A 24,758-nucleotide genomic window follows, 5' to 3' on the forward strand; every position below is an offset into this window, starting at 1 on the left:
GATGTGCGGATGGACGTAGCTGTGCTGGAGATCGGGGGAAGCCACGTCACGGCGGCCGTGGTGGCGCCCGGAACGTGGGACGTGACCGAGGTGGACCGGGCCGAGCTCGACTCCCGGGCGGCCGCCGAGGCAGTGGTCGCGCAGCTCGCGGACACGGCCCGGAAGTTGCCGCTGGCAAACGGTCTGGCGATCGCGCTGCCCGGCCCGTTCGACTTCGCCACCGGCGTCGCGTGGTACCGCGGGCAGGGCAAGTTCGACCGGCTGTACGGGTTCAACCTCGGCGCTGCCCTGAGCAAGGAGCTGGGGATCGACCGGCTGCTGTTCATGAACGACGCGGAGGCGTTCGCGGTCGGCGAGTGGACCGCGGGCGAGGTCCGCGGCGCCGCCCGCTGCGTCGGCGTCACGATCGGCACCGGCATCGGTACGGCGTTCCTCGCCGACGGCCAGGTGGTCCGCGAGGGCGGCACGGTCCCGCCGGGCGGTGAGCTGTACAAGACGTCGTACGCCGGGAAACCGCTGGAGGACTCGATCTCCGCCCGTGCCATCCTGCGCCGCTACGCCGAGAGCACCGGCAGCGAGGCCCCGGGCGTCAAGGAGATCGCCGACCTGGCCCGCGCCGGCGACTCCGCCGCTCTCGCCGTCCTGCGCGCCGCGTTCACCGACCTCGCGGACGCGCTGAGGCCCTGGCTGGAGCGTTTCGGGGTAACTCACACAGTCCTGGGCGGCTCGATCTCGGGCGCCTTCGACCTGGTGACATCGGCTCTCGACTTCCCGGCCTCGGCGACCAAGGACACCGAACACTCCGCGCTGATCGGCGCCGCCGCCCACTACCTCCGCGCCTGAGGCGGACCTGCGCCACTCACCAACCTTGGCTAGCGGCCTCTCCACGACGCCGCCTAAGCGTGAGCCAGGCCGCGTCCCCGGCGCTTGCTGAGTGGCGCAGGTCCGCCACCTGTCGGTAACCCCCGCTACGGTCGGGACCGTGAAGATCGCCGCGCCCCGCTTCCGGGCCCAGCTCGAGTCCGGCCTGCCCGAGACCATCGAGGACGAGGAGCGACTGCTCGATCTCGGGCTGGAGGATGTGGACCTGAGCGATCTGGAGGCCGAGCACCTCGAGATCAGCGGCTGCCGCTTCACCCGGAGCAAGTTGGCCGGTTCGGATCTGGAGAAGCTGATCCTGGTCGACACCGAGCTCACCCAGTGCGACCTGGCGAACTCCCGCTGGTCCGATGCGGCGCTGACCCGGGTCGCGATCGCCGGCGCCCGGATGATCGGGTTCGCCGGCCCGGGCGCGGTGCTGCAGCACGTGACGATCCGCGACACCGTGCTGGACTTCGCGTCGTTCCGGTTCGCGAAGTTCGTCAAGGTCGAGCTCACCGACTGCCGGCTGCAGAGCGCCGATTTCGTGTCCGCCGACCTGACCGGCGCCGTGTTCCGGGGCTGTGACCTGTCCGGTGTGGAGTTCTCCCAGGTCAAGGCGGCCAAAGCGGTGTTCGTCGACTGCACCTGGGACGACGCAAAGGGCCTCGCCTCGCTGGCCGGGGCGACCGTGGCGGCGGCGTCCCCGATCGACACGCTGGCCTTCACGAGCGCCGTCACCGTCGCCGCCGGGATCACGTTGGCGCACCCGGACGACCTGTCCTGAGCGTGATCCGGCCCACGTAGGAGTCCGACCTGCGCCGGATAAGGTGGGCCCGTGACTGACTCGACGATCATCTACACCCACACCGACGAGGCTCCGGCGCTCGCCACGTACTCGTTCCTCCCTGTCGTCCAGGCGTACGCCGGCCAGGCCGGTGTCGGCGTGGAGACCCGGGACATCTCACTGGCCGGCCGGATCCTGGCGGTGTTCCCGGAGTACCTCCAGGACGACCAGCGGATCGCGGACGCGCTCGGCGAGCTCGGCGAGCTGGCCAAGACGCCGGCCGCGAACATCATCAAGCTGCCGAACGTCTCGGCCTCGATCCCGCAGCTGAAGGCCGCGATCGCCGAGCTGCAGTCCCAGGGCTACGCGCTGCCGGAGTACCCGGACGAGCCGAAGACCGACGAGGAGCGGGAGATCCAGGCCCGCTACGACAAGGTCAAGGGCTCCGCGGTGAACCCGGTGCTGCGCGAGGGCAACTCCGACCGCCGCGCCCCCGCCTCGGTGAAGAACTACGCCAAGACCCACCCGCACCGGATGGGCGCGTGGAGCGCCGAGTCGAAGACCAACGTCGCGACGATGGACACCGACGACTTCCGGGCCACCGAGAAGTCCGCGGTGATCGAGGCCGAGGGATCGCTGCGGATCGAGCTGGTCGGCGACGACGGCACCACGACGATTCTGCGCGAGTCCGTCCCGGTGCTCGCCGGTGAGGTCGTCGACGCGTCCGTCCTGCACGTGGCGGCGCTGCGCGAGTTCCTCACCGCGCAGGTCGCCCGGGCGAAGGCCGAGGACGTGCTGTTCTCGATCCACCTCAAGGCCACGATGATGAAGGTGTCCGACCCGATCGTCTTCGGCCACGTGGTCCGGGCGTTCTTCCCGGAGACGTTCGCGCAGTACGGCGATGTGCTCGCCAAGGCCGGCCTGACGCCGAACGACGGCCTCGGCGGCATCCTGCACGGCATCGCGTCGCTGCCCGAGGGGCCGGCGATCAAGGCCTCCTTCGACGCCGAGCTCGCGGCCGGCCCGAAGCTGGCGATGGTCGACTCCGACAAGGGCATCACCAACCTGCACGTCCCGTCGGACGTGATCGTGGATGCGTCGATGCCGGCGATGATCCGGACGTCGGGCCACATGTGGGGCCCGGACGGCGCGGAGCACGACACCCTCGCGGTCCTGCCGGACCACAGCTACTCGGGCATCTACCAGGCGGTCCTCGACGACTGCCGCGCCAACGGCGCCTTCGACCCGGCCACCATGGGCTCGGTGCCGAACGTCGGCCTGATGGCGCAGAAGGCCGAGGAGTACGGCTCGCACGACAAGACCTTCGAGATCCAGACCACCGGCAGCGTCCGCCTGGTCGACACCGCGGGCACCGTCGTCCTGGAGCAGGCCGTCTCCGCGGGCGACATCTTCCGCGCGTGCCAGACCAAGGACGCCCCGATCCAGGACTGGGTGAAGCTGGCCGTCAACCGGGCCCGGGCGACCGGCGACCCGGCGGTGTTCTGGCTGGACGAGACCCGCGCGCACGACGCCAATCTGATCACCAAGGTGCAGAAGTACCTGTTCGACCACGACACCGAGGGCCTGGACATCCGCATCCTGGCGCCGGTGGACGCGATCACGTTCTCGCTGGAGCGGATCCGCCGCGGCGAGAACACCATCTCGGTGACCGGCAACGTGCTGCGTGACTACCTGACCGACCTGTTCCCGATCCTCGAGCTCGGCACCAGCGCGAAGATGCTGTCCGTCGTTCCGCTGATGGCCGGTGGCGGTCTGTTCGAGACCGGCGCGGGCGGCTCGGCCCCGAAGCACGTGCAGCAACTGGTCAAGGAGAACTACCTGCGTTGGGACAGCCTGGGCGAGTTCTTCGCGCTGGCCGCGAGCTTCGAGCACCTGGCGCAGGCGACCGGCAACGCCCGGGCGCAGATCCTGGCCGACACGCTCGACCGGGCGACCGCCACGTTCCTGAACGAGGACAAGTCCCCGACCCGTCGCGTCGGCGGGATCGACAACCGCGGCAGCCACTTCTACCTGTCGCTGTACTGGGCGCAGGAGCTGGCGCAGCAGACCGACGACGCCGACCTGGCAAAGGCGTTCGCCCCGCTCGCCGAGACGCTCGCGGCGAACGAGCAGACCATCGTCGACGAGCTCCTCGCGGTCCAGGGCACCCCCGTCGACCTCGGCGGCTACTACCAGCCCGACCCGGCGAAGGCCGCCGCCGTCATGCGCCCCTCCAAGACCTGGAACGACGCGCTCGCCTCGCTGTGACGTAGTACGCAAAGACGCCCGGCGACCTGCTCACCGGGCGTCTTTGCCTTGTTCAGGAGGTGAACGGGACGCGGGTCCAGCTCAGGACCGCGGGGTTACGGGAGTCGATCGTGACGCGGAGGTAGTCGTTGTCGCCGGTCGAGCCGTCAACGGTGATCCGGGACAGGTTGTCCACCGGCGCGGTCACACCGTAGAACTTCGTCCACGCCGACGTGGCCGCGAGCGGCTTGTCGCTGTTGTAGACGTGGCTGTCACCGTTGAACAGGTACACCGGGCCGCGGAAGTTCGCCGCCTCCCGGGCGATCTCCTGCACGATCGGCTGGAACGCGTAGTAGTCCGCGAACGACGGCGACGTCACCGTCGGGTCGAACATGTCGGCCTGGGTGAGCAGGACGACGGCCTTGTTGTGCTCGTCGCGCGCCTGGGCGAACGTGTCGCGGATGCTCTGCATGACCGCCGCCGTCCGGTTCAGCACCTCGGCGGTCTGCTCCGGCGTCGGCGCCGTCCGGCCGGTCCACGGCGCCATACTGTTGTTGCTGCCAACGATGTGCAGGGCGGCGAACGCCACGTCGCCCCGGGTGAACCGGACGTCTTCCGGAATGCCCTGCGCGACCTGGCTCTCGACCTTGACCGAGTGCCGCCCGAGCGTGCGGCCCGGCTCGGGGAAGAACACCTTGCGAATCCTGGCCAGGCGCTCCAACGGGTTGTAACCGCCGTTGTTGACGCGGTGGCAGTCGGTCCACTCGTTGTCGCCGACGGTGTAGACGAGCGGATCCGCGAAGCGGTCGAACTGGGTCTTCACCTGCGCGAAGTACTCGTCGCTGCAGACCGAGGAGCCGTCCTTGATGTCACCGAGGTGGGTCACCAGCTGCACCGGCTTGTCCGCGTTGATCTGGTCGACGACCGCCGGAAAGCGGGCGATCTGCGCCGGGCCGTAGGGGATGTCGCCGATCACGGCGAAGGTATAGGTCTGCGGACCGCTGTCCGCAGCGGCGGCGGCGGGACCGCCGACCGCGAGCCCGATCAGCGCCAGGCAGACGGAGATCACAGGCGTACGACGTACTCTCACAACTCCTCCAAGTCCACGGGGAACACGAGCCAACTTTTCGGCCCGACGATGAACGACCGTGGACCGCGATGTGAATTCCACCGACTGAGTTTCGGCTGAGCGGCCTGCACAAATGCGTGGCCGGGCCCACGATCGGGTTCCTACACTGGCCGGCATGACAGCTTCCCGTTCCGTTCTCGCGTCGCAGGAGACGGACTACCCCCGATGGTTCCAGGACGTGATCGCCAAGGCCGAGCTCGCCGACAACGGGCCGGTCCGGGGGACCATGGTCGTGCGACCGTACGGGTACGGGATCTGGGAACTGTTGCAGGAGGCAATGAATCGCCGGATCAGGGCGACCGGCGCGCAGAACGCGTACTTCCCGCTGCTGATCCCGCAGAGCTATCTGCAGCGCGAGGCCGAGCACGTCGAGGGCTTCAGCCCCGAGCTCGCGGTCGTGACGCACGCCGGCGGCAAGCAGCTCGAGGAGCCCGCGGTGATCCGGCCGACGTCGGAAACCGTGATCGGCGAGTACATGGCGAAGTGGGTGCAGAGCTACCGTGACCTGCCCCTGCTGCTGAACCAGTGGGCCAACGCGGTCCGTTGGGAGCTGCGCCCGCGGCTGTTCCTGCGGACGACGGAGTTCCTGTGGCAGGAAGGCCACACCGCGCATGTCTCAGCCGAGGACGCGCGTGCCTTCGCGACCAGGATCCTGTCCGACGTCTATCGCGACGTCATGGTCAATGTGCTGGCGATCCCGGTCGTCGCCGGCCGGAAGACCCGGCGGGAGCGGTTCGCGGGCGCGATCAACACGATGACGCTCGAGGCGATGACCGGCGACGGCAAGGCGCTGCAGATGGCGACCTCGCACGAGCTCGGGCAGAACTTCGCGCGCGCCTTCGACATCGGCTACCTGTCCGGCGAAGGCCGGCGTGAGCTCGCCTGGACGACCTCCTGGGGCAGTACGACGCGCATGGTCGGCGGACTGATCATGGTGCACGGCGACGACGCCGGCCTCCGGGTCCCGCCCGCGGTCGCTCCGGTGCAGGTCGTCGTCCTCGCGGTGAAGGACGAGTCGACCGCCGCCGCCCGGCGGATCGCCGACGAGCTGAGCGCGGCTGGTTTGCGGGTCGGCGTGGACGATCGCACCGACCAGCCGTTCGGGCGACGCGCGGTGAACTGGGAGCTGAAGGGCGTCCCGGTCCGTATCGAGCTCGGCCCGCGCGATCTCGCCGCGGGCACCGCAACCGTCGTACGGCGCCTGCGCGACTCGGCCAAGACGGCGGTCGAGCTGTCCGGGCTCGCGATGGCGGTGGTGTCGGCGCTCGAGGCTGATCAGGCGCACCTGCTGGCCGAGGCAACCGCCCGCCGGGCTGCTCGCGTCACGGCCGTGTCGACGGTGGACGAGGCGATCGAGGCGGCCGCGTCCGGCTGGGCGACCCTGCCGTACGACGCGGTCGGCGAGGAGGGCGAGGACCGCCTGGCCGAGTCCGGCGTCACGGTCCGTTGCCTGCAGCGTGCCGACGGCGCGCTGCCGTTGAGCGACGACGAGCCCGGTGTGGTCGCGTACGTGGCACGCTCGTACTAGCGGGCGAGGTACTTGCGGACGTCGTCGGCCACCTGGGACCGGCCGCGGAAGCCGTACTTGTGGAGGATCGCGCTGAGGTGGGTCTTGACGGTGTTCAGACTGACACCGAGCTCGGCGGCCAACTGGTCGTTGTCGAGCCCATCGGCCAGCAGCAGCGCGACCCCCTGCTGCGCCTTCGTGAGGCTGGTGAACCGGCGTTCCGGTCCCTCGTCGGTCTCCATCAGCATCTCGATCAGCTCGGACTGGATGTGCTCGGCGGTGTCCACGATCCGCTCCAGATGGGTGCGGACCGGTGTCCCCACATCCGGCTCGTCCAGCGCCTCGGTCGCGATCTCCCGGATCGACGCGACCCGGTGCGTCAGGTACTCCATGACGTGGTCGGACGTCAGCAGGTTCGGGCCGACATCGCCCGCGGGCAGGCGGCGCAGCGCCTCCCGGTCCTCGCCCTCCCGGGTCAGCACCCGCTCCACCACCTCGCACAGCCACTCGAACGCCCGCACCGCGTTGTCGTCGTACGACTTCGGGATGTAGCTCTGAATCGAGAGCAGCCCGAACAACTGGTCGGGCCCGTCCTTGGCCGGCCGGAAGATCGGCACCGTGACCGCGTCCCGTGACCGCCGGGCCGGGTCCCCGACCGGTATGCCGGCGTGCAGCACGGCACCGTCGTCGTAGGCGAAGCGGTAGGTGTGCCGGTGCTTGAGCAGCCAGGCCGTCTGCCCGTCCGGGCCGAAGATGTGGGTGTCCGGGGTGACGTAGTCGCCGTCGTCGTACCCGTACGGGTATCGGACCCGGTTGCTGCCCTGGAGGAAGCCGACGAAGAACGCGTCGACATGCGCGACCTTCCCGGCCACCACCCGGACGTAGTCGTACAGACCGTAGTGGTCGGATCTGAACAGCGCCTCGATCTTGTGATACGCCTCGCGCAGGATGATCGCCGTCTCCGCGTCAACCCGCAGCGGGACGGCCCTTTCTCCCTCCACGACAGCGACTCCCCACAACCCGTGCGGTATCGATCACTCGACTATGCGCCGTCACCCGCACGTGATCAAGGGCCGTCCACCGCACAGCAGTCGCGGGCGGTGGGCGCAGGCCCCCGAGTCGCCCTCCCAAGCCTCGGTCGAACCTTCTGCCACCACCCGCGACCACGAGCAGGACACCGGTGACTGTTGAGCCCCCGCGTCGATCGGACCCGCTGCCCCCAGCGAGATCCCCGACCCCCCGACGGATGGTTCCGGTGCCCTTCCTCCCCCTGTTGCCTACAAGGTGCCACCGATGGCCGACCGTCACCATCGCCCGGGGCATGATTCCGGCGGACCCGCGATCTCATCCTGGGGATGAGGGCGTTGTCCACGATCACAGCCAGCTGGTGTCGAGCGGCTTGCCCTCGGCGTACCCGGCGGCCGTCTGCAGCCCGACCACCGCGCGTTCGTGGAACTCGGGCAGGGTGGCAGCGCCGACGTACGTGCACGAACTGCGGATGCCGGACACGATCGAGTCCAGCAGGTCCTCGACGCTCGGGTGCTCCGGGTCCAGGTACATCCGGGCGGTCGAGATGCCTTCCTCGAAGATGGCCTTGCGGGCCCGCTGGAACGCGGAGTCCTCGGCGGTCCGGGAGCGGACGGCGCGGGCGGACGCCATCCCGAAGCTCTCCTTGTAGATCCGGCCCTGGCTGTCGCGGTGCGGGTCGCCGGGCGACTCGTAGGTGCCGGCGAACCAGGAGCCGATCATCACGCTCGACGCGCCCGCGGCCAGCGCCAGCGCGACGTCGCGCGGATGCCGGACGCCGCCGTCCGCCCAAACGTGCTTACCGAGCTCCCGCGCGCGGGTCGCGCATTCCAGCACCGCGGAGAACTGCGGACGACCGACCGCGGTCTGCATCCGCGTCGTGCACATCGCCCCGGGCCCGACGCCGACCTTCACGATGTCCGCGCCGGCGTTCACCAGGTCGGTGACGCCTTCGGCGGTGACGACGTTCCCGGCCACGATCGGCACCCGCGGGCCGAGGGCACGGACCTGTTCGACCACCTCGAGCATCCGTTCCTGGTGGCCGTGGGCGGTGTCGACGACCAGGACGTCGATCCCGACCTCGAGCAGCGCCTTCGCCTTCTGTTCGGCGTCGCCGTTGATCCCGATCGCGGCGGCCACCCGGAGCTTGCCGTTGCCGTCGAGCGCCGGGTCGTACAGGGTCGCCCGGAGCGCGCGCTGGCGGGTGAGGATCCCGACGATCCGGTTGCCGGCATCGACCACCGGGGCGAGCCGATGGCGGCCGTCGTGCAGCAGCTCGAACGCGGCCTCGGGATCGATCCCCTGGGGCACCGTCAGCAACTCGCGCGACATGACCGCGTCGAGCTGGGTGAACCGGTCGGCCCCGGAGCAGTCGGCCTCGGTCACCACGCCGACCGGCCGGCCCTGGTCCACCACGATCACCGCGCCGTGGTTGCGCTTGGGCAGCAGGTTCAGCGCCTCGCCGACGGTCCCGGTCGGCGGCAGCGTCAGCGCGGTGTCGTGGACCGGGTCCCGCTCCTTGATCCAGGCAACGACCTCGGACACCACGTCGACCGGGATGTCCTGCGGGATCACCGCGAGGCCGCCGCAGCGCGCGATCGTCTCGGCCATCCGCCGCCCCGACACCGCGGTCATGTTCGCCGCCACGACCGGAATCGAGGCTCCCGTACCGTCGCTGGTCGAGAGATCCACGTCCAGTCGCGACGCCACGCCGGACCGATTCGGCACCAGGAACACGTCACTGAAAGTGAGGTCTCCCGCCGGCTCCCGATCATGGTGAAACCGCATGTCAGACCCCTTCCGCCCGTGTCCGAACGCGACCAGCGTAGCGCCGTTACACCGTGTGTTCGGCGGTGAACCCGAGCAGCTCGCGCGCGGGGCCGAGATCGAGCGGGGTGGTGCGGCCGGGCAGGTCGGCGCGGATCGCGGTGCTCGGGTGGTAGCGGCGGAGCAGGTCCAGGGTCGGGTACGGCGCCAGCGTGTCCGGGGCCGCGACGTGGAAGACGTGCGAACCGCCCTGGACCCGCAAGGCCAGCACGGCGGCGCGGGCGGCATCGCGGGTCTCCAGGTACGACCACAGGTCGGCGGCGCCGAGCGCCGGGTCGGCGGCGACCTTGCGGGCGTGCTCCTCGAGGCGTTCGGCGAAACCGCCGACGAACGGGTACCGCAGCGCGACCACGGTGGTCCCGTGCCGCCGCGCCATCATCGCGGCGGTCTGCTCGTCGGCGAGTTTCGACAACGCGTACGGGTCCTCGGCCTGGCTCGGCACCGCCGCGTCGAGCGGGACGTACGCCGGGCTGAGCGGCCCGGCCGCGAACGGCAGCCCGTTCGCGGCCAGGCTGCTCGCGACCACCACGTTCCGGACCCCGGCGCGTCCGGCCTCCTCCAGCACCGTGAACGTGCCGAGCGTGTTCTCGCCGAACACCTCGTACGGCGTCCCGCGGTGCGGCGCCGGCCGCGCGGCGAGGTGGACGACACCGTCCACCCCGGCCATCGCGGCCCGCACCGCGGCCACGTCGCACACGGACCCCTCGACCACTCGATCCGCCTGGCACGGCGTCCCCGGCAGGACCAGGGCGGTGACCGCGACGCGGCGTACCAGCAAGGCGTCCACAACGGCTCGCCCGATGCGGCCGCCGGCTCCGGTGACGAGGACCCGGTTCACGCGGGCCGGAGCTGCTGCTCGGGCTGCGCGGACAGCCCGCGGTACAGCTTCGGTGCACCGTCGAGGGTGAGCTTGATCCGCGATCCGCTGAGCGTGCGGCGGCGACCGATGCAGTCGATCTCGACCAGTTCGCCGCCGCGGACGGTGAGGTGCGTCTTGGTCGGCCAGTCGTCCTCCCACACCTCCGGGTGCGGGTAGTACGCCTGCCCCTCGGTGTGATCGACGTTCAGCAGGTACCCGTCCTTGCGGCTCCACAGCACCGACAGCGGCCCGTCCGGCGTCATGAACAGCAGGCCCTGCAGATGCCGCTCGACCTTCGAGAGATCCAGCCAGCGCACGAACTCGGCTTCCTCGAGCACCCGGGTGCCGGTCGCGAACGCCAGCAGCGACGGCTTCGCCGACAGGTCCCGGTTCATCAGCCCGTGGTGGTACTCCGGGTTGGCCGGATCGGCCTCCTGCGGATGATGGATCGTGCTGTCGTACAGCTGGTACCAGTTCACGCCGTCGACGCCCTCGGCTTTTGCCAGCGCCATCGTGAGCAGCACGTTCTCGGCCGCCTGGCGCATCGTGTCGTTCCACCACTGGTTCGGCCGGGTGCACGCGTACGCCTCGGTCAGCCACAGCTCCTTGCCGCCGCCGTACTCGCGGATCCGCCGCTTGGCCTCGCGGACGCCGCCGAGGAAGTTCCAGTAGCTGCCGTTGGACCCGGTGACCCACTCCTCCGGGGTCGGCGCGTAGTCCGGCGTGAAGTTGCCACGGCCCGGGTGGAACGCGAACGCGTCGATCAGGTCCCAGCCGCCGTGCGCGTGGAAGCTGTCGACCCAGTTCACGTCCATGCCGCCGAGGCCGTTGTTCATCACCTTCACGTCGGACCCGACCTCGGCGAGCCGCTCGACCACCGGGCGCAGGCCGTCGCGGATGTACTTGTCGGCGTACAGGCCGGACATCCACGGCTGGTTGCGTTCGTTGTCGACCTCGAAGTACCGGGCGCGGGCGTCCACGACCACGTCGACCAGCTCGGCGGCCCAGGTCTTCGCCTGCTCCGGGGTCGCGTCGAACACCACGTCGCCGTGCTGGATGTTCGGCGTGATGCCCAGCGCCTCCAGTTCGGCCGGCGGGATCCCGGGCGCTCCGTTGTAGGCGATCCGGACCGACGCGACGCCGATCTTCTGCAGCAGCGTCGCCACGTCCGCCTTGCTCGGCTTGAGCAGCCAGGGATAGTTCGCGATCCCGAACATGCCGCCGCCCTGATAGTCGTACGACGGGAGCACGGAAAGCGTGGTCCGCGCGAACGCCTCGCCCGCCTGCACCTCCAGGAAGGCGACACCTTGCTGCTGCAGCGCCGGTACGACGATCTTGTGGTCGGCGCTCTGGCCGGGCGCCAGCGTGAGCACGGTCGATCCGCTCGTCAGCGTCGTACCGTCGAAGTCGCGGGCGAACCAGCTCAGCGTCACCGGCGCGGTGACAGTGCTGCCGGCCACGACCTGGACGTTGACCGGCATCGCGTGGCCGGTCTCGTACCAGAGGTTGAACGGCTGATCGGTCCACACGTCGACGCCGACCGGGCGGCCGACGGCGGCCGCGTTGGCGGAAACTTCACGGAGGTTTCCGAACACGAGATCCGCCTCGTGCCGCAGGACGCCGAGCGCGTCGTACGTGCCGACGATGTGCATCCAGGAGGCTGTCGTCCAGTCGGGGCGGCTCGACTGAAGCCGGAAGTACGCCTTCGTGTCGGCCCAGGTCTCGGTGTAGAGGATGCCGTCGTTGGTCTCGTACGGCACGCCGCCGCCGGCGTCGCGGTTCCAGCGGGTGACCGCGGTCGAGTACTCCGCGGCGGTCGGGCCGACGACGGTGCGGGTGAACTGCGAGTTCAGGTACATCTGGTTCGAACTGGTCGCGTCCCAGCGCATGTGCAGGCGCCGGGCGGTGACCTCGAAGGTACCGGTCACCGTGATCGTCTTCGCGGCGGCGCCCATCACGTAGTCGACGCGGATCGCCTGGCGGCCGTCCGGGAGCGTGACCAGCGACGGCTTGCCGCCGAACGTGCGCTGTCCGCCGAGCACGGTGTCCTTGACCTGGAAGTGCGCGATCCGGATCCGCTCGGTGCCGTCGCCGACGACGATCGTGCCGTCGGTCTCGGCGGACACGGTGATGCCGTCCGCGGTGATCGTGTACGCCGTCGCGGCGCGGGCGACGCCCGCGGGGAGCAGGCCGCCGGCCACCCCCGCGGCTGCGAGCGATCCGGCGACGAACGTCCGCCTGGTGGGTTTCATGACAATCCTCCGGTGGTCTGGAGAGGCAGGGAGAGACCGATGAAGATCCGCGGTGCGCCGTCGAGGGTGACGGTCACCTGGGAGTTGCTTGCCTGGTGCGTGCCGACGTCCATCCCGAGGCAGTTCAGCTCACGGACCGACGTGGTCGCGGCCGGCGTCGGGACGGTGACGTTCGTCTTGGTCGGCCAGAGGTCTTCCCAGGCCTCGGGACTGCGGTAGTAGGCAGAGCTCGCCTGACTGCGGCGGGCCGGGTCGTTGTTGAGGATGTAGCCGTCCTTGCGGGACCAGAGCAGGTTGACCTTGCCCGTCGGGGTGTTGAACACGAGCCCGAACAGGTCCGGATCGCCCAGGTCGGCCCAGCCGGCGAACGTGGACTGGTCGAGCCAGCGTGCGGCGGTCGCGAAGGCGAGCAGCGAGGGTTTCGCGCCGAGGTCGCGGTGCAGCAGTCCGTGGTGGTACTCGCCGCTGTCCGGATCGGCTTCCATCGGCTGCTGCTGGATCGAGTCGTTGAGCGTGTACCACGTAACGCAGCGGACGCCGTACGCCTTGGCCAGCGCGAGCTGGAGCAGAACGTTTTCCGGGGCGTTCCGGTAGGTGTCGGTCCACCAGCGGTTCGGCTGCGTTCCGGCGTACGCCTCCGTCAGCCAGAGCTCTTTGGTGCCCTTCGCCGTGGTTGCCTTCTTCAGGGTGCCGAGGAAGTTCCAGCGGGTCTCGTTCGTCCACGGTTCCGCGGGCTCGTAGTCGGCGGTGTAGTTTCCGCGGCCTGGGTGGTACGCCAGGACGTCGACGTGGTCCCAGCCGCCGGCCGCGCCGAAGTCCTGCACCCACTGCTCGGGGTATCCGGCCAGGCCGCAGGTCATCACCTTGAACGTCGCGCCCTTGGCGGTCATTGCCGTGCGCAACGGTTCGAGGACGTCGCTCACGTACTGGGCCGGTGTCTTGTCCGACGCGGTCAGGTTCAGCTCGTTGGCGCATTCGTAGTACCGGGCGCCGGAGTACGTCGCCCGGCCGACCATGTCGTCGGCCCAGGCCGCTCCGTCCACGCCCCACGGCAGCGTGCCGGCGAGCTGCAGGTTGTGCAGGAAACCGGCCTGGTCGAGTGCGTCCACGGTCGGGCCCGGCGAGGCCGGCAGCGCGTTGTACTGGCGATACGCCGTCCGGATCCACTGCATGCCGAGGAGCTTCATGAGCCCGAGGACATCCGTGCTCGACGGCTCCGACAGGTAGGCGAAGTTGCCCATCCCGAACATGCTCTGCTCGGAGTCGCCGTACGTGTAGGCGGACAGCACGGAAAGCGTTGTTCGAGCGAACGCCGCCTCGGTCGCGCCGTCGTACACGACCGCCTCGACGAAGCGGATGTCGCGGGCGCCGAGGGTGACGGAGAAATTCCCGTCCCAAACCGCGCGCGGCCCGACCGATGCACTCGCCGTACCGCTGGTCGAGCCGCCGTTCCAGTCCCGCGCGACCCAGTCGACGCGCACGGTCCGGGTGTTCAGCGCCGCATTGACCACCTCGAAACTGACAGTCCTGGCGCCGCCGGTGTTCCAGAGGCCGAAGGGCTGGGCGGTCCACAGGTCGATACCGAGATCGCCGTCGCGCGCGATGACCCCGGCCGAGTGCGGCCGCATCGCGCCGAGCACGATCGTGCTCTCCAGGAAACCGCTGTCATCGCCGACCGCGTGCAGGTAGCCGTTGTTGCTAAAGGCAACCGTGCTCTGCGGAAAACGGATGACGGCACGGTTGTCGGCCCAGGTGTAGGAGTAGCAGACACCGTTGGTCGTCTCGTACGGTATGCCGCCGCGCAGCGCGCCGGTGCCCGGATCCCGGTCCCGGTTCCACAACACGACCGGGTCGAAGTGCTCGGTCGCCGTCCCCGACACGACCCGCGCGACGCGGAAACTGTCGGTCCGCAGATCCGTCACGCCGGTCACGTCCCAGCGGATCCGTGCTTTCCGCAGACCAACCGTGAACGTGCCGACGACCTGGCCGACCGGCGCGCCGTACGTGACCGTGAACTGCTGCCCGCCGTTCGCCTCGATCTTCGTGATCCCGGTGGTCCGGACGACGACCTTGCTCGTGCCGGTCCCGTACGCGTATTCGAACGTCGTGAGGGCGAAGCGCTGGACCCCGCCGCCGTCGAGCACCCTGACCTCACCAGTGTCAGGTGCCCCGATCAGCGTGATCGTGTTCGCGGTGTCGGTGATCTGCACGTCGGCCGCGTACGCCGGACTCGTGGCGCTCCCGGCGGCCGCCGCGGCCACCGCGCCGCCGAGGACTGCTCGCCGGCTGATCATCCTTTGACCCCGGTGAATCCGAGCCCGGCGACCACGTAGCGCTGCAACACGAGGAAGACCAGCACGGGCGGCGCCAGTGCCATCGCCATCGCCGCGATCAGCTCGTCGAGCGGCGCCGAGTCGACCAGGTTCGCCAGCGCGACGCTGATCGGTTGCAGCCGCGGGTCGGAGATCACCACGAGCGGCCAGATGAACTCCTTCCAGGAGTGCATGATCGCGAGCAGGCTGATCACCGCGATCACCGGCCGGCTCATCGGCAGCACGATCCTCGTGAGCAGCTGCCAGGTGCTCGCGCCGTCGACCTTCGCCGCGTCGTACAGCTCCTGGGGCAGCGCCTCGAAGAACCGGGTCGCCAGCAGGACGTTGAACGCGTTCGCTCCCGCGGGCAGCCAGATCGCCCAGTAGGTGTCGAGCAGGTTGACGTCCAGCACAGTCAGGAACAGGCTGACCAGCGAGACGGTGTACGGCACGAACATGGTGGCGAGAATCGCGCCGTACACGTACCGGCCGATCCGCGGGCGGATCACCGCGAACGCGAACCCCGCCGTCATCGCCACCAGCAACTGCACCGCCCAGGAGCCGATGACCACCGTCACCGTGTTGGCCAGGTAGCGCCCGACGTGGAGCTCGGTGAAGGCCCGGGCGAAGTTGCCCAGCTCGGCCTCGGCCGGCCACAGCCGCAGCGGGTTCGTCACCATCTCGGTCGGCGACGACACCGCGCCCTTGACGGTCCAGTACAGCGGCCCGATCCCGATCGCCACCAGGACCAGCAGCGTCAGTACCTGGACCGCCCGGAGCGCGAACGCCGTACCCGGTCTGCGCAGGTCGTTGCTCGACGTGAACGTCGTCATCGGTTCGCTCACTTGGTGCTCCAGCTTCTGGTCAGGCGGAGGTAGACCGCGGACAGCACAGCGAGAACGAGCGCGAGCAGGACGGACAACGCGGCGGCCTGCCCGTAGCGGCCGTCCTGGAACGCATACCGGAAAATCAGCAGCAGGACGGTCAGCGTGGCGTCGTCCGGACCGCCCTGCGTGAAGATGTACGGCTCGGTGAACACCTGGATCGTGCCGATCAGCTGCAACAGCAGCAGCAACCCGATCACCGGACGCAGCTGCGGCAGCAGCACGTGCCAGATCCGCCGCCAGATCCCAGCTCCGTCGCTCTCGGCCGCCTCGTAGAGCTCCGCGGGTACGCCGGCCATTGCCGCCAGGTAGATCAGTGCGGCGCCGCCCATCCCAGCCCACGTCGCCTCGAGCACCAGGCTCAGCATCGCGGTGTGCGGCGACTGCAGCCACGGGTACGGGCCGAGCCCGACCAGGCCGAGCAGCTGGTTGAACAGACCGGAGCCGGGGTCGTAGAACCACTTCCAGAGCAGGATCGCGACCACCGGCGGTACGACGACGGGCAGGTAGACGACGACGCGGTACACACCGGCGAACCGCCGTACCGTCGACATCACCGCTGCCAGCACGATCGGCGCGGGGAAGCCGATCACCAGCCCGAGGCCGACGAACAACAGGGTGTTCGTCATCGCCGTCCCGACCAGCGGATCGGTCAGCACCGCCTGGAAATTCCCCAGTCCGACCCACACCGCCGGGTCGACGAGATTCGTCTCCTGGAACGAGATCAGCAGACCGCGCACGATCGGCCACCACGAGAACAGCCCGAACACCAGCAGAGCAGGCGCCAGGAAGAGCAGGCCGAGGAGTTCCCGGCGCAGTCCCGCCCGCCGCCGGGAGGCCACCGCCACAGGTTCGGCTTTGGTGACCTCCGGGCGCTCCAGCAGTGTTGTCACTTCTGCTCCGCGGCGAGCATCTTGTCGGCGTCCGCCTGCGCCTTGGTGAGCAGCGCGTCCACGTTCGCGTCCTTCTTGGTGAGCACGGACTGCACCACGGTGTCGAGGATCGTGTAGAGCTTCTGCGCCGCGAGCGGCGGCTCGGGCTTCAGCGTGAGCTTCGGCGTACCCTCCAGCCAGGGCCGGAAGTGCTCGAGCTCCACGTTCACGTACGGCTTGATCGCCGCGTCGATCTTCTGCTGCTGCGCGGTGCTGAACATCGGCAGCGTCGGTACGCCGACCGCGGCCTTCGGATCCTTGGCCAGCTCCTTCGCGCGCTCGGCCGCGACCGCCGGCTCGTACTGCGCCTCCGCCTGGGCGAACAGCAGCCACTTCACGGCCGCGTCGACCTTCTCCTTCGGCACCGACGCCGGGACCATGAACACCTCGGCGCCGCCAAGGGTCGCGTTCCCGCCGGCCTGCGGCAACGACGTGATGCCGTAGTCGGCCGTGCTCTTCATGCCGAACTTCGTCTTGGCCAGCTTGTACGTGCCCGGCGTCCCCATGAACATGCCGACCTGACCGGCGGCGAACTGCTTGACCACGTCGTCCTGGTCCATCAGCTGGTTCTGGCCCATCGAGTTGTCGGCCCAGCGCATCGCCTTGAGCAGCTCCAGCGACTGCTTCGTCGCCGGGTCGTTGACGGCAGCAACCACCTTGCCGTCCTGCTCGGTCTCCATCGAGCCGCCGTGGGTGTAGGTCAGCATGGTCAACTGCCAGCCACCGGTGTTGCCCTTGGACTCGTGGACGAACCCGGCCTTCCCGGTCTTCGCGCTGATCTGCTTGGCGGCCGCGCGGACCTCGTCCCAGGTCGCCGGCGGCTTGTCCGGGTCCAGACCGGCCTGCGTGAACAGCTTCCGGTTGTAGACGAGGCCCTGCGCGAACGGCGCCTGCGGAACGCCGTACACCTGCTTGGCGCCGTCAGTCAGCGGCTGCAAGACCTGCGGGTTGAACTCCTGGTAGTGCGTCCACTGCTTCAGCTGCTCGGTGATCGGCTGGACGTGCTTGCGGGCGATCAGCCCCTGCGGCTCGGTCAGCGGAACCTGGATGACGTCCTCGATCGTCTTGCCGGCCAGCTTGGCCGAGAACGTCAGCGGATCCCAGCGGTTCTCGCTGCCTTCGATCGTGATGCCGGGGTTCTTCGCCTGGAAGTCCTGCACCAGCCGGTTGAACTGGGCCAGCGCGGCACTGTCGGTCGGCGCCGGCATGCCCTGCACCCGCAGTACGACGTCGGTGCCGGCATCGTCCTTGGCAGGGGTGAGTCCCGCACAGCCGGTCAGTGCCAGCCCGGTCGCGGCCGCCACCAGGGCAGCACGAACACGCATGGGTGTAGCCATTGAATGTCTCCAGGAGGGATCGGTACGGCGGGGCGGCGCGCCGTACTGTGGTGGGACCTGCTCGGGTCAGGCGCGGTGTGGCGCGGGACCTGTGGAAGCGCGGGGAATCAGCCGCGAGCCGACCTCGGCGGACTGCGGCTCCGCGCCGTTGATGGTCTCGACGATCAGGTCGGTGGCGTGGGTGGCCACGGTCTGCGGCGAGATCCGGATGGTGGTGAGGGCCGGGATCGACATCGCGGCCAGCAGCGTGTCGTCGATGCCGATCACGCTGACCTGACCGGGCACGTCGACCCCGGAGTGGGCGAGTTGGTGCAGGATGCCGATCGCGACCAGGTCGTTGTGCGCGAGGATCGCGGTGGCGCCGTTCGCCACAGCCAGGGTCGCGGCGTGCAGACCGGTCTCGAAACGCGGCTCGTACGGACCGAGCTCGACGACCGACAACCCCTGGGCGTCGAAGGTTTCTCTTATCGACTTGCCCCGCAGGTGCTCCGGGCGCGAGCAGTTGACGAAGACACAACTGGTGTGACCGAGCGCGCGCAGATGTTCGGCGGCCTGGCTGATGCCGGACGTCAGCGAGATGTGCAGCTCGGGGATGCCTTTGACCTGCCGGTTCACCAGCACGAGCGGGATCTCCCGGGCCAGCTCCTGCAGCCGGCCGTCGGACAGGGTCGAGGCCCACAACACCAGACCGTCGACCTTCTTCACGATCGCGTCGATGGTCTCCAGCTCGTCGGACTCGCGCTCGTCGCAGTCCGCGACCAGGAGCGTGTAGCCGTGGTTGCGGGCCCGCGCCTGCATCGCCTTCACGATCGGCGGGAAGAACGGGTTCGCGATGTCCGGGACGACCAGGCCGAGCGACTCCGTGCGGCCGCTGCGCAGCGTCCGGGCCGCGGGGTCGGGCCGGTACCCGAGCTGCCGCGCGGCGTCGGTGACCCGCTGCCGGGTCGCCTCCTGCACCTGGTCGGGCGCGGTGAAGACCCGGGACACCGTCGACGGGGACACACCCGCCAGTTGCGCGACTTCCCTGACCGTGGCGGCCATCCGGATCTCCTTGCTCTCGGACTCAGCGTTGAAACATGTTTGCAATCGTTCCTGGTTGTGTCAACAGCTCGTTTCTGTTTCCTCACAGAAGCTCTGGCGTACGCCTGAAATCGTGAGATAAGGTGCGATGACAACGTTCCTGAAACAGAGCAGAGGTCAGATGAAGATCACGGGCTGGGAAGTGCTCACCCTCCCCGACCGGGGCGACGCGATGATGCTCGTCGTGGTCGACACCGACGAGGGCATCCACGGCATCGGCGAGGTCGGCCTGCGGTCCCGGCAACAGGCCGTGGCCGGCGCGCTGTCCCATCTGGGCGGGCTGGTGCTCGGCGAGGACCCACTGCGGACCGAGCAGCTGTGGCAGCTGATGTTCCGGTCCGGGTTCTACCCCGCCGACCGGGTGATCGCGTCCGCGATCGCGGCGATCGACGTCGCGTTGTGGGACATCCGCGGCAAGGCGTATGGCGTCCCCGTGCACGAACTGCTCGGCGGGCAGGTCCGGGACTACGTGCCGTGCTACGTCCACCTGGGCGACGGGATGGCGGACCGCCCGCGCTTCCTCGAACGGTGCCGCACGCTTGTCGCCGACGGTTGGACCCACCTACGATTCTCGGTGCCGCACGACGGCGACGTCCTCGACGAGCGCCGGACGCTGCGGGACGGGATCGCGTTGTTCCACGAGGTCCGCGACACGGTCGGCGACTCCGTCGAGCTGATCCTCGACGTCCACACCCGGCTCGACCCACCCGAAGCGGTCACGCTGTGCCGCGAGATCGAATCCGCCCGCCCGTACTTCGTCGAGGACGCACTCCGCGCCGAACACCCCGACTCGTACCGCATGCTGCGCGCGCGAACCGGCGTACCGCTGGCGGCCGGCGAACAGTTCGCGTCCAAGTGGGAGTTCGCACCACTGATCGAGAACGAGCTGATCGACTACGCCCGCGTCGACATCGCCATCGCCGCCGGCCTGACCGAGGCCCGCAAGATCGCCGCCGCCTGCGAAACCCACTACATCAAACTAGCCACCCACAACCCCCTGGGCCCCGTCACCGCCGCCTCATCCCTGCACCTCAACCTCACCACCCCCGTAGCCGCCATCCAGGAACACCAGTCGGACCCCGACGACACTCTGGCCCGCTTCTTCACCCACCGCCCCACCATCACCCCCGGCCGAGTACTCCCGTCAACCACCCCCGGCCTAGGCATCGACATCGACCGAGACCTAGCCCGAGCCCACTCCACCCCACCCCGCCCCCTCCCCACCCTCCACCGCCCCGACGGCTCTTTCACCAACTGGTAACCCCCGCAGCCCTGTGGATAACCAACCCGGCGAACACCCTCCGTATGCGACGCTTACACCCCCAGCATCCAGAACGGAGCCCCCATGCCGCGCCACCCGGCCCTCGGACCCACCGCCGCAGCCCTCAGCGCCCTCCTGACGCTAACCGCCTGCCAAGGCTCCCCAGAAGCCGGCCAACCGAACACTGCCCCGCCGTCGCCCACCTCATCCCCTACCTCGTCTCCCACTCCTTCCCCAACGCCCAGCGGCACTCCTGAGGAAGTAGCCGTCGCCGCTGCTTCGGTCGCGTACCGAGGGTTCGTGGCCGCGACGGACGCGATGTACATGAGCGGCGGCCGCAACGTGACAGCACTGAGTAAGTACGCGAGCGGCGTGATGCTGCAAGCCGAACTCGGTGAGGCAGAGAAGTTCCGAGGTTCCAAATGGCGCTCCCTCGGAAGCCTGCAGGTCATGTGGATCAAGCCGTTGAGTATCGGCAAACCGAATGCCAGTGGTCAGATCGACAACCTGATCCTCAGCGCGTGCGTCGACTCCTCCAAGGCCGGCGCCGTGGACTCCAAGGGCAAGAGTGTCAGGCCCGCCGGAACACCGCACCAAACGGTTGACGAGATGCGCATGCGCCACGTCCAAGGCACTTGGAAAGCTGACTTCGCGCAGAGCAGGAAACCAGCGACATGCTGATATCCAAGCTCCTCGGCGTCGCCGCGATTCTGTCCGTCATCGGATCATCCATTGCGTTCGCTGGCCCGACACCTGGCTCACCCGGCTGCGTCATCGGCTGGAGCGCTGGACAATGTGTCTACTCCGTGGGCGATGACGGCCATCCGCCGACCACCTCCGTCAAGACGACCCCCGGAGCCAAGAAGACCGGTGAGTCTGCTTGCGTCTGGGAAGGGCAGGTTGTGCCGTGCCGGGACGCCGGCGGGTTCTTTGACGCAGCATCAGGATGCTATCTGCATCCGCTCGCCGGGCCCCAGTCTTTGGTCTCCCCGAGCAAGGTCAGCGATTATCCGCCGGGTACAAGGTTCTACGAATGCTGGTTGATTCTTGCGGTCGACGACGGATGGCCGGTCATCCAGGTCGTGCCGGAGTCTGTGAACCGGCCGCCAGGTGAGACGCGGACGATTGATCCGCGGGTGGCGGCTCGGCAGGTGGTGGAGACGATGAGCTTCGTGGCGCCGCGGCTTGGGGTCTCGCCGTATGTGCAGAGTGCTGACCGCGTCGGCATCGTCAACGTCCCGGTCTGGATGTGGGTGACCGACCCAGGCCCAACGACGACCGGGCCGCAGACGAAGACCGCGGCGCTCGGCGGTGTCTCGATCACGGCAACTGGCACCGTCGATCGGATCGAATGGTCCATGGGCGCCGGCGAGACCGTGTCCTGCAAAGGCGCCGGGACGCCGCTCACCCGCCAGATGGCGGCCGGCAAATCCTTGAAAGACATGCCGGCTTCACCGACCTGCGGGTTCAAATACGCCAAGTCCTCCCGCTGCGAGAAGTCCGGCACCTACAACATCACAGCCACGGCGTACTGGACCGTCCACTGGACCGGCGGCGGCATGCAAGGCGACATCCCACTCGACTTCAGCCGCTCCGTCCCCCTCCAGATCACCGACCTCCGCCCCGTCCTCGTGGACCCCGACGGCGGATCGGAAGAGCCGTCCGCCCCACCGCGCACCTGCAACAACTGATGTTGAGCAGGACCCGCTGACATGCGAACAGGCTCCCCCGGTGCGGGGGAGCCTGTTCGGTGTGCTCAGCGGTGCAGGTCGAAGCGGTCGAGCTCCATGACCTTGTGCCAGGCGGCGACGAAGTCGGCGGCGAACCGCTCCTTGGCGTCGTCGCTCGCGTAGACCTCGGCGACGGCGCGGAGTTCGGAGTTCGAGCCGAAGACCAGGTCGGCGCGGGTGCCGGTCCACTTGACCGCCCCGTCGACGGTGGCCTCGAACGTCTCCTCGCTCTCGTCGGTGGCGTGCCACTCGGTGCCGAGGTCGAGCAGGTTCACGAAGAAGTCGTTCGTGAGCGTGCCCGGGTTCTCGGTCAGTACGCCGTGCTTCGAGCCGTCGTAGTTGGCGCCCAGGACACGCAGGCCGCCGACCAGCACGGTCAGCTCCGGCGCGCTCAGGGTGAGCAGGTTCGCGCGGTCGAGCAGCAGGTACTCGGCCGGCAGCCGGTTGCCCTTGCCGTAGTAGTTGCGGAACCCGTCCGCGACCGGCTCGAGCGCGGCGAACGAGTCGGCGTCGGTCTGCTCCGCCGAGGCGTCGACCCGGCCGGGCGTGAACGGTACGTCGACGTCGTACCCGGCGTTCTTCGCGGCGATCTCGACACCGACACCGCCGGCCAGGACGATCACGTCCGCGAGCGAAACCGGCTTCGCGAACGACTGCTGAATGCCCTCGAGCGTCCGCAGTACCTGCGCGAGCTCGTCGGGGTTGTTGACCTCCCACCCGCTCTGCGGCTGCAGGCGGATCCGCGCACCGTTGGCGCCACCGCGCTTGTCGCTGCCGCGGAACGTCGACGCGGACGCCCACGCAGTCGAAACCAGCTGCGACACCGACAGGCCGGAGGCAGCGATCGCGGCCTTCAGCGCGGTCACGTCGGCGTCGGTGATCAGCTCGTGGTCGACGGCCGGGAGCGGGTCCTGCCAGATCAGCACCTCGCTCGGGACCTCGGAGCCGAGGTACCGCACGATCGGGCCCATGTCGCGGTGGGTCAGCTTGTACCAGGCCCGCGCGAACGCGTCCGCGAACTCGTCGGGGTTGTCCTTGAACCGCCGCGAGATCGGCTCGTAGATCGGGTCGAAGCGCAGCGACAGGTCGGTGGTCAGCATCGTCGGCAGCTTCTTCGGGCCGTCGTACGCGTCCGGGATGATCGCCTCGGCGTTCTTGGCGACCCACTGGTTCGCGCCGGCCGGGCTCTTGCTGAGCTCCCACTCGTGGCCGAACAGGATCTCGAAGAAGTCGTTCGTCCACTGGGTCGGCTTCGTGGTCCAGGTGACCTCGAGACCGCTGGTGATCGAGTCCTTGCCCTTGCCGCTGTTGTACGTGCTCTTCCAGCCCAGGCCCAGCGCCTCGATCGGCGCGCCCTCCGGCTCCGCGCCGACGTTCTCGGCCGGGCCGGCGCCGTGGGTCTTGCCGAACGTGTGGCCGCCCGCGATCAGCGCGACGGTCTCCTCGTCGTTCATCGCCATCCGGCCGAACGTCTCGCGGATGTCGCGGGCCGCCGCGACCGGGTCCGGGTTGCCGTTCGGGCCTTCCGGGTTCACGTAGATGAGGCCCATCTGGACCGCGCCGAGCGGACGCTCGAGGTCGCGCTCACCGGAGTACCGCTCATCGGCGAGCCAGCTGGTCTCCGGGCCCCAGTACACGTCGGTCTCCGGCTCCCACACGTCCACGCGGCCGCCGGCGAACCCGAAGGTCTTGAAGCCCATCGTCTCCAGCGCGACGTTGCCGGTGAGGATCATCAGGTCGGCCCAGGAGATCTTCTGGCCGTACTTCTTCTTGACCGGCCACAGCAGGCGGCGGGCCTTGTCCAGGTTGCCGTTGTCCGGCCAGCTGTTCAGCGGCGCGAACCGCTGCTGACCGGCGCCGGCGCCGCCGCGGCCGTCGTGGATCCGGTACGTGCCGGCGCTGTGCCAGGCCATCCGGATCATCAGCGGGCCGTAGTTCCCGAAGTCGGCCGGCCACCAGTCCTGCGACGTGGTCAGCACCTCGGCGATGTCCGCCTTGACCGCGGCCAGGTCCAGCGTCGCGAACTCGGCGGCGTAGTCGAACTCCTCCCCGAGCGGGTTCGACACCGGCTGGTTCTTGGCCAGGATCTTCAGGTTCAGCTGGTTCGGCCACCATCCGCGGTTGGCGTTCCCGCTGGTCGGGTGCACGCCCTGACCGTGGTTCACCGGGCAGCCGCCGGTCTCGGCGCCGCGGCTCTCCGCGGAGGCTTCGCCGGGCAGGGGCTCATGGTTCTCGGACATCGGATTCCTTCCAGGACTGGACGTTTTCAAAGGAAGTCAGGTACGTCGTGCGCAGTCCGCGCACAGGCCCCAATAGATGACCTCGGCCTCGTCGATGACGAACCCGTGGTCGTCCGACGCGGTCAGGCAGGGCGCATGCCCGACCGCGCAATCGACATCGGCGATGGCGCCGCACGAGCGGCAGACGACATGGTGATGGTTGTCCCCCACACGCGACTCGTACCGCGCCACCGACCCCAGCGGCTGGATCCGCCGCACCAGTCCCGCCGCGGTCAACGTGTGCAGCGAGTCGTACACCGCCTGGTGCGATGCCTGGGGCAATTCGTTGCGCACGGCACCGATAATCGAGTCGGTGTCCGCATGTGGATGCCCGTACACCGCGGCCAGCACAGCCAGCCGCGGCCGCGTCACCCGCAACGAGGCTCCACGCAACAACCCCTGGAGCTCATCCACTGTCGGCACGCCCCGCAGTCTTCCGCGTTTTCTGGAA

19 protein-coding genes are annotated in these 24,758 nt (G+C 69.1%); 7 read left to right on the forward strand and 12 right to left on the reverse strand.

Going from position 1 to position 24,758, the window contains the following annotated elements; translation table 11 throughout:
* Positions 1–9 precede the first annotated feature (9 nt).
* The 3 genes from ACWEOO_RS30265 to ACWEOO_RS30275 all read left to right on the forward strand — a co-directional run bounded on the left by ACWEOO_RS30265 (position 10) and on the right by ACWEOO_RS30275 (position 3,913).
* Positions 10–843 (forward strand): ROK family protein, encoded by an 834-nt coding sequence (locus ACWEOO_RS30265; RefSeq protein ID WP_452145938.1) that lies wholly within the window; start codon positions 10–12, stop codon positions 841–843.
* Between the two features lie 139 nt (positions 844–982).
* Positions 983–1,645, forward strand: a complete 663-nt coding sequence (locus ACWEOO_RS30270) for a pentapeptide repeat-containing protein (RefSeq protein WP_452145939.1) — start codon at positions 983–985, stop codon at positions 1,643–1,645.
* A gap of 51 nt (positions 1,646–1,696) precedes the next feature.
* Positions 1,697–3,913, forward strand: a complete 2,217-nt coding sequence (locus ACWEOO_RS30275) for an NADP-dependent isocitrate dehydrogenase (protein WP_452145940.1) — start codon at positions 1,697–1,699, stop codon at positions 3,911–3,913.
* A 52-nt stretch (positions 3,914–3,965) separates the two neighbouring features.
* Here ACWEOO_RS30275 and ACWEOO_RS30280 read toward each other — a convergent pair whose 3' ends face one another.
* A complete protein-coding gene (locus tag ACWEOO_RS30280) occupies positions 3,966–4,982 on the reverse strand; it encodes a metallophosphoesterase (protein WP_452145941.1) in 1,017 nt (338 codons plus the stop codon).
* Positions 4,983–5,136: 154 nt separating this feature from the next.
* Between ACWEOO_RS30280 and proS the strand changes: the two genes are divergently transcribed.
* Entirely contained in the window at positions 5,137–6,549 is a 1,413-nt protein-coding gene (gene proS / locus ACWEOO_RS30285) for a proline--tRNA ligase (protein ID WP_452145942.1), read from the forward strand.
* Here proS and ACWEOO_RS30290 read toward each other — a convergent pair.
* The 9 genes from ACWEOO_RS30290 to ACWEOO_RS30330 form a co-directional block, all read right to left on the reverse strand.
* A complete protein-coding gene (locus ACWEOO_RS30290; RefSeq protein ID WP_452145943.1) occupies positions 6,546–7,529 on the reverse strand; it encodes a helix-turn-helix transcriptional regulator in 984 nt (327 codons plus the stop codon). The genes proS and ACWEOO_RS30290 overlap by 4 nt on opposite strands.
* A 373-nt stretch (positions 7,530–7,902) precedes the next feature.
* Positions 7,903–9,342: a GuaB1 family IMP dehydrogenase-related protein gene (locus tag ACWEOO_RS30295; RefSeq protein WP_359926889.1), complete on the reverse strand. Its 1,440-nt coding sequence runs from the start codon at positions 9,340–9,342 to the stop codon at positions 7,903–7,905.
* 46 nt (positions 9,343–9,388) lie between these two features.
* Positions 9,389–10,219, reverse strand: coding sequence for an NAD-dependent epimerase/dehydratase family protein (locus tag ACWEOO_RS30300; RefSeq protein WP_452145944.1), 831 nt, complete (start codon positions 10,217–10,219; stop codon positions 9,389–9,391).
* Complete coding sequence (locus tag ACWEOO_RS30305) at positions 10,216–12,492, reverse strand: hypothetical protein (protein ID WP_452145945.1); 2,277 nt, start codon at positions 12,490–12,492, stop codon at positions 10,216–10,218. Before ACWEOO_RS30305 ends, ACWEOO_RS30300 begins: the two co-directional genes overlap by 4 nt.
* Positions 12,489–14,786: a hypothetical protein gene (locus tag ACWEOO_RS30310; protein WP_452145946.1), complete on the reverse strand. Its 2,298-nt coding sequence runs from the start codon at positions 14,784–14,786 to the stop codon at positions 12,489–12,491. The genes ACWEOO_RS30305 and ACWEOO_RS30310 overlap by 4 nt, the downstream gene beginning before the upstream one ends.
* Entirely contained in the window at positions 14,783–15,649 is an 867-nt protein-coding gene (locus tag ACWEOO_RS30315) for a carbohydrate ABC transporter permease (protein WP_363717847.1), read from the reverse strand. The genes ACWEOO_RS30310 and ACWEOO_RS30315 overlap by 4 nt, the downstream gene beginning before the upstream one ends.
* Positions 15,646–16,581, reverse strand: a complete 936-nt coding sequence (locus ACWEOO_RS30320; RefSeq protein WP_452145947.1) for a carbohydrate ABC transporter permease — start codon at positions 16,579–16,581, stop codon at positions 15,646–15,648. The genes ACWEOO_RS30315 and ACWEOO_RS30320 overlap by 4 nt, the downstream gene beginning before the upstream one ends.
* The gene (locus ACWEOO_RS30325) at positions 16,578–17,945 is read right to left on the reverse strand and encodes an ABC transporter substrate-binding protein (protein WP_452145948.1); all 1,368 of its coding nucleotides are present in this window, start codon (positions 17,943–17,945) and stop codon (positions 16,578–16,580) included. The genes ACWEOO_RS30320 and ACWEOO_RS30325 overlap by 4 nt, the downstream gene beginning before the upstream one ends.
* A gap of 78 nt (positions 17,946–18,023) precedes the next feature.
* On the reverse strand, positions 18,024–18,998 hold the full coding sequence (locus ACWEOO_RS30330; protein ID WP_452145949.1) for a LacI family DNA-binding transcriptional regulator: 975 nt from the start codon (positions 18,996–18,998) through the stop codon (positions 18,024–18,026).
* 160 nt (positions 18,999–19,158) lie between these two features.
* Between ACWEOO_RS30330 and ACWEOO_RS30335 the strand changes: the two genes are divergently transcribed.
* From ACWEOO_RS30335 to ACWEOO_RS30345, 3 genes are all read left to right on the forward strand, one after another.
* Positions 19,159–20,298, forward strand: a complete 1,140-nt coding sequence (locus tag ACWEOO_RS30335) for a mandelate racemase/muconate lactonizing enzyme family protein (RefSeq protein WP_359926910.1) — start codon at positions 19,159–19,161, stop codon at positions 20,296–20,298.
* A 300-nt stretch (positions 20,299–20,598) separates the two neighbouring features.
* Positions 20,599–20,979 carry a hypothetical protein gene (locus ACWEOO_RS30340; RefSeq protein ID WP_452145950.1) on the forward strand — a complete coding sequence of 127 codons (381 nt, stop codon included), beginning with the start codon at positions 20,599–20,601 and terminating at the stop codon, positions 20,977–20,979.
* Positions 20,973–21,989, forward strand: coding sequence for a hypothetical protein (locus ACWEOO_RS30345; RefSeq protein WP_452145951.1), 1,017 nt, complete (start codon positions 20,973–20,975; stop codon positions 21,987–21,989). The genes ACWEOO_RS30340 and ACWEOO_RS30345 overlap by 7 nt, the downstream gene beginning before the upstream one ends.
* A 65-nt stretch (positions 21,990–22,054) precedes the next feature.
* On the opposite strand, the gene katG is transcribed toward ACWEOO_RS30345, so the two are convergent.
* Both katG and ACWEOO_RS30355 read right to left on the reverse strand, forming a co-directional pair.
* On the reverse strand, positions 22,055–24,268 hold the full coding sequence (gene katG, locus ACWEOO_RS30350; protein WP_452145952.1) for a catalase/peroxidase HPI: 2,214 nt from the start codon (positions 24,266–24,268) through the stop codon (positions 22,055–22,057).
* 36 nt (positions 24,269–24,304) lie between these two features.
* The gene (locus ACWEOO_RS30355; RefSeq protein ID WP_355700780.1) at positions 24,305–24,730 is read right to left on the reverse strand and encodes a Fur family transcriptional regulator; all 426 of its coding nucleotides are present in this window, start codon (positions 24,728–24,730) and stop codon (positions 24,305–24,307) included.
* Positions 24,731–24,758 lie beyond the last annotated feature (28 nt).

The sequence above is a fragment of the Kribbella sp. NPDC004138 genome (genome assembly GCF_053603655.1).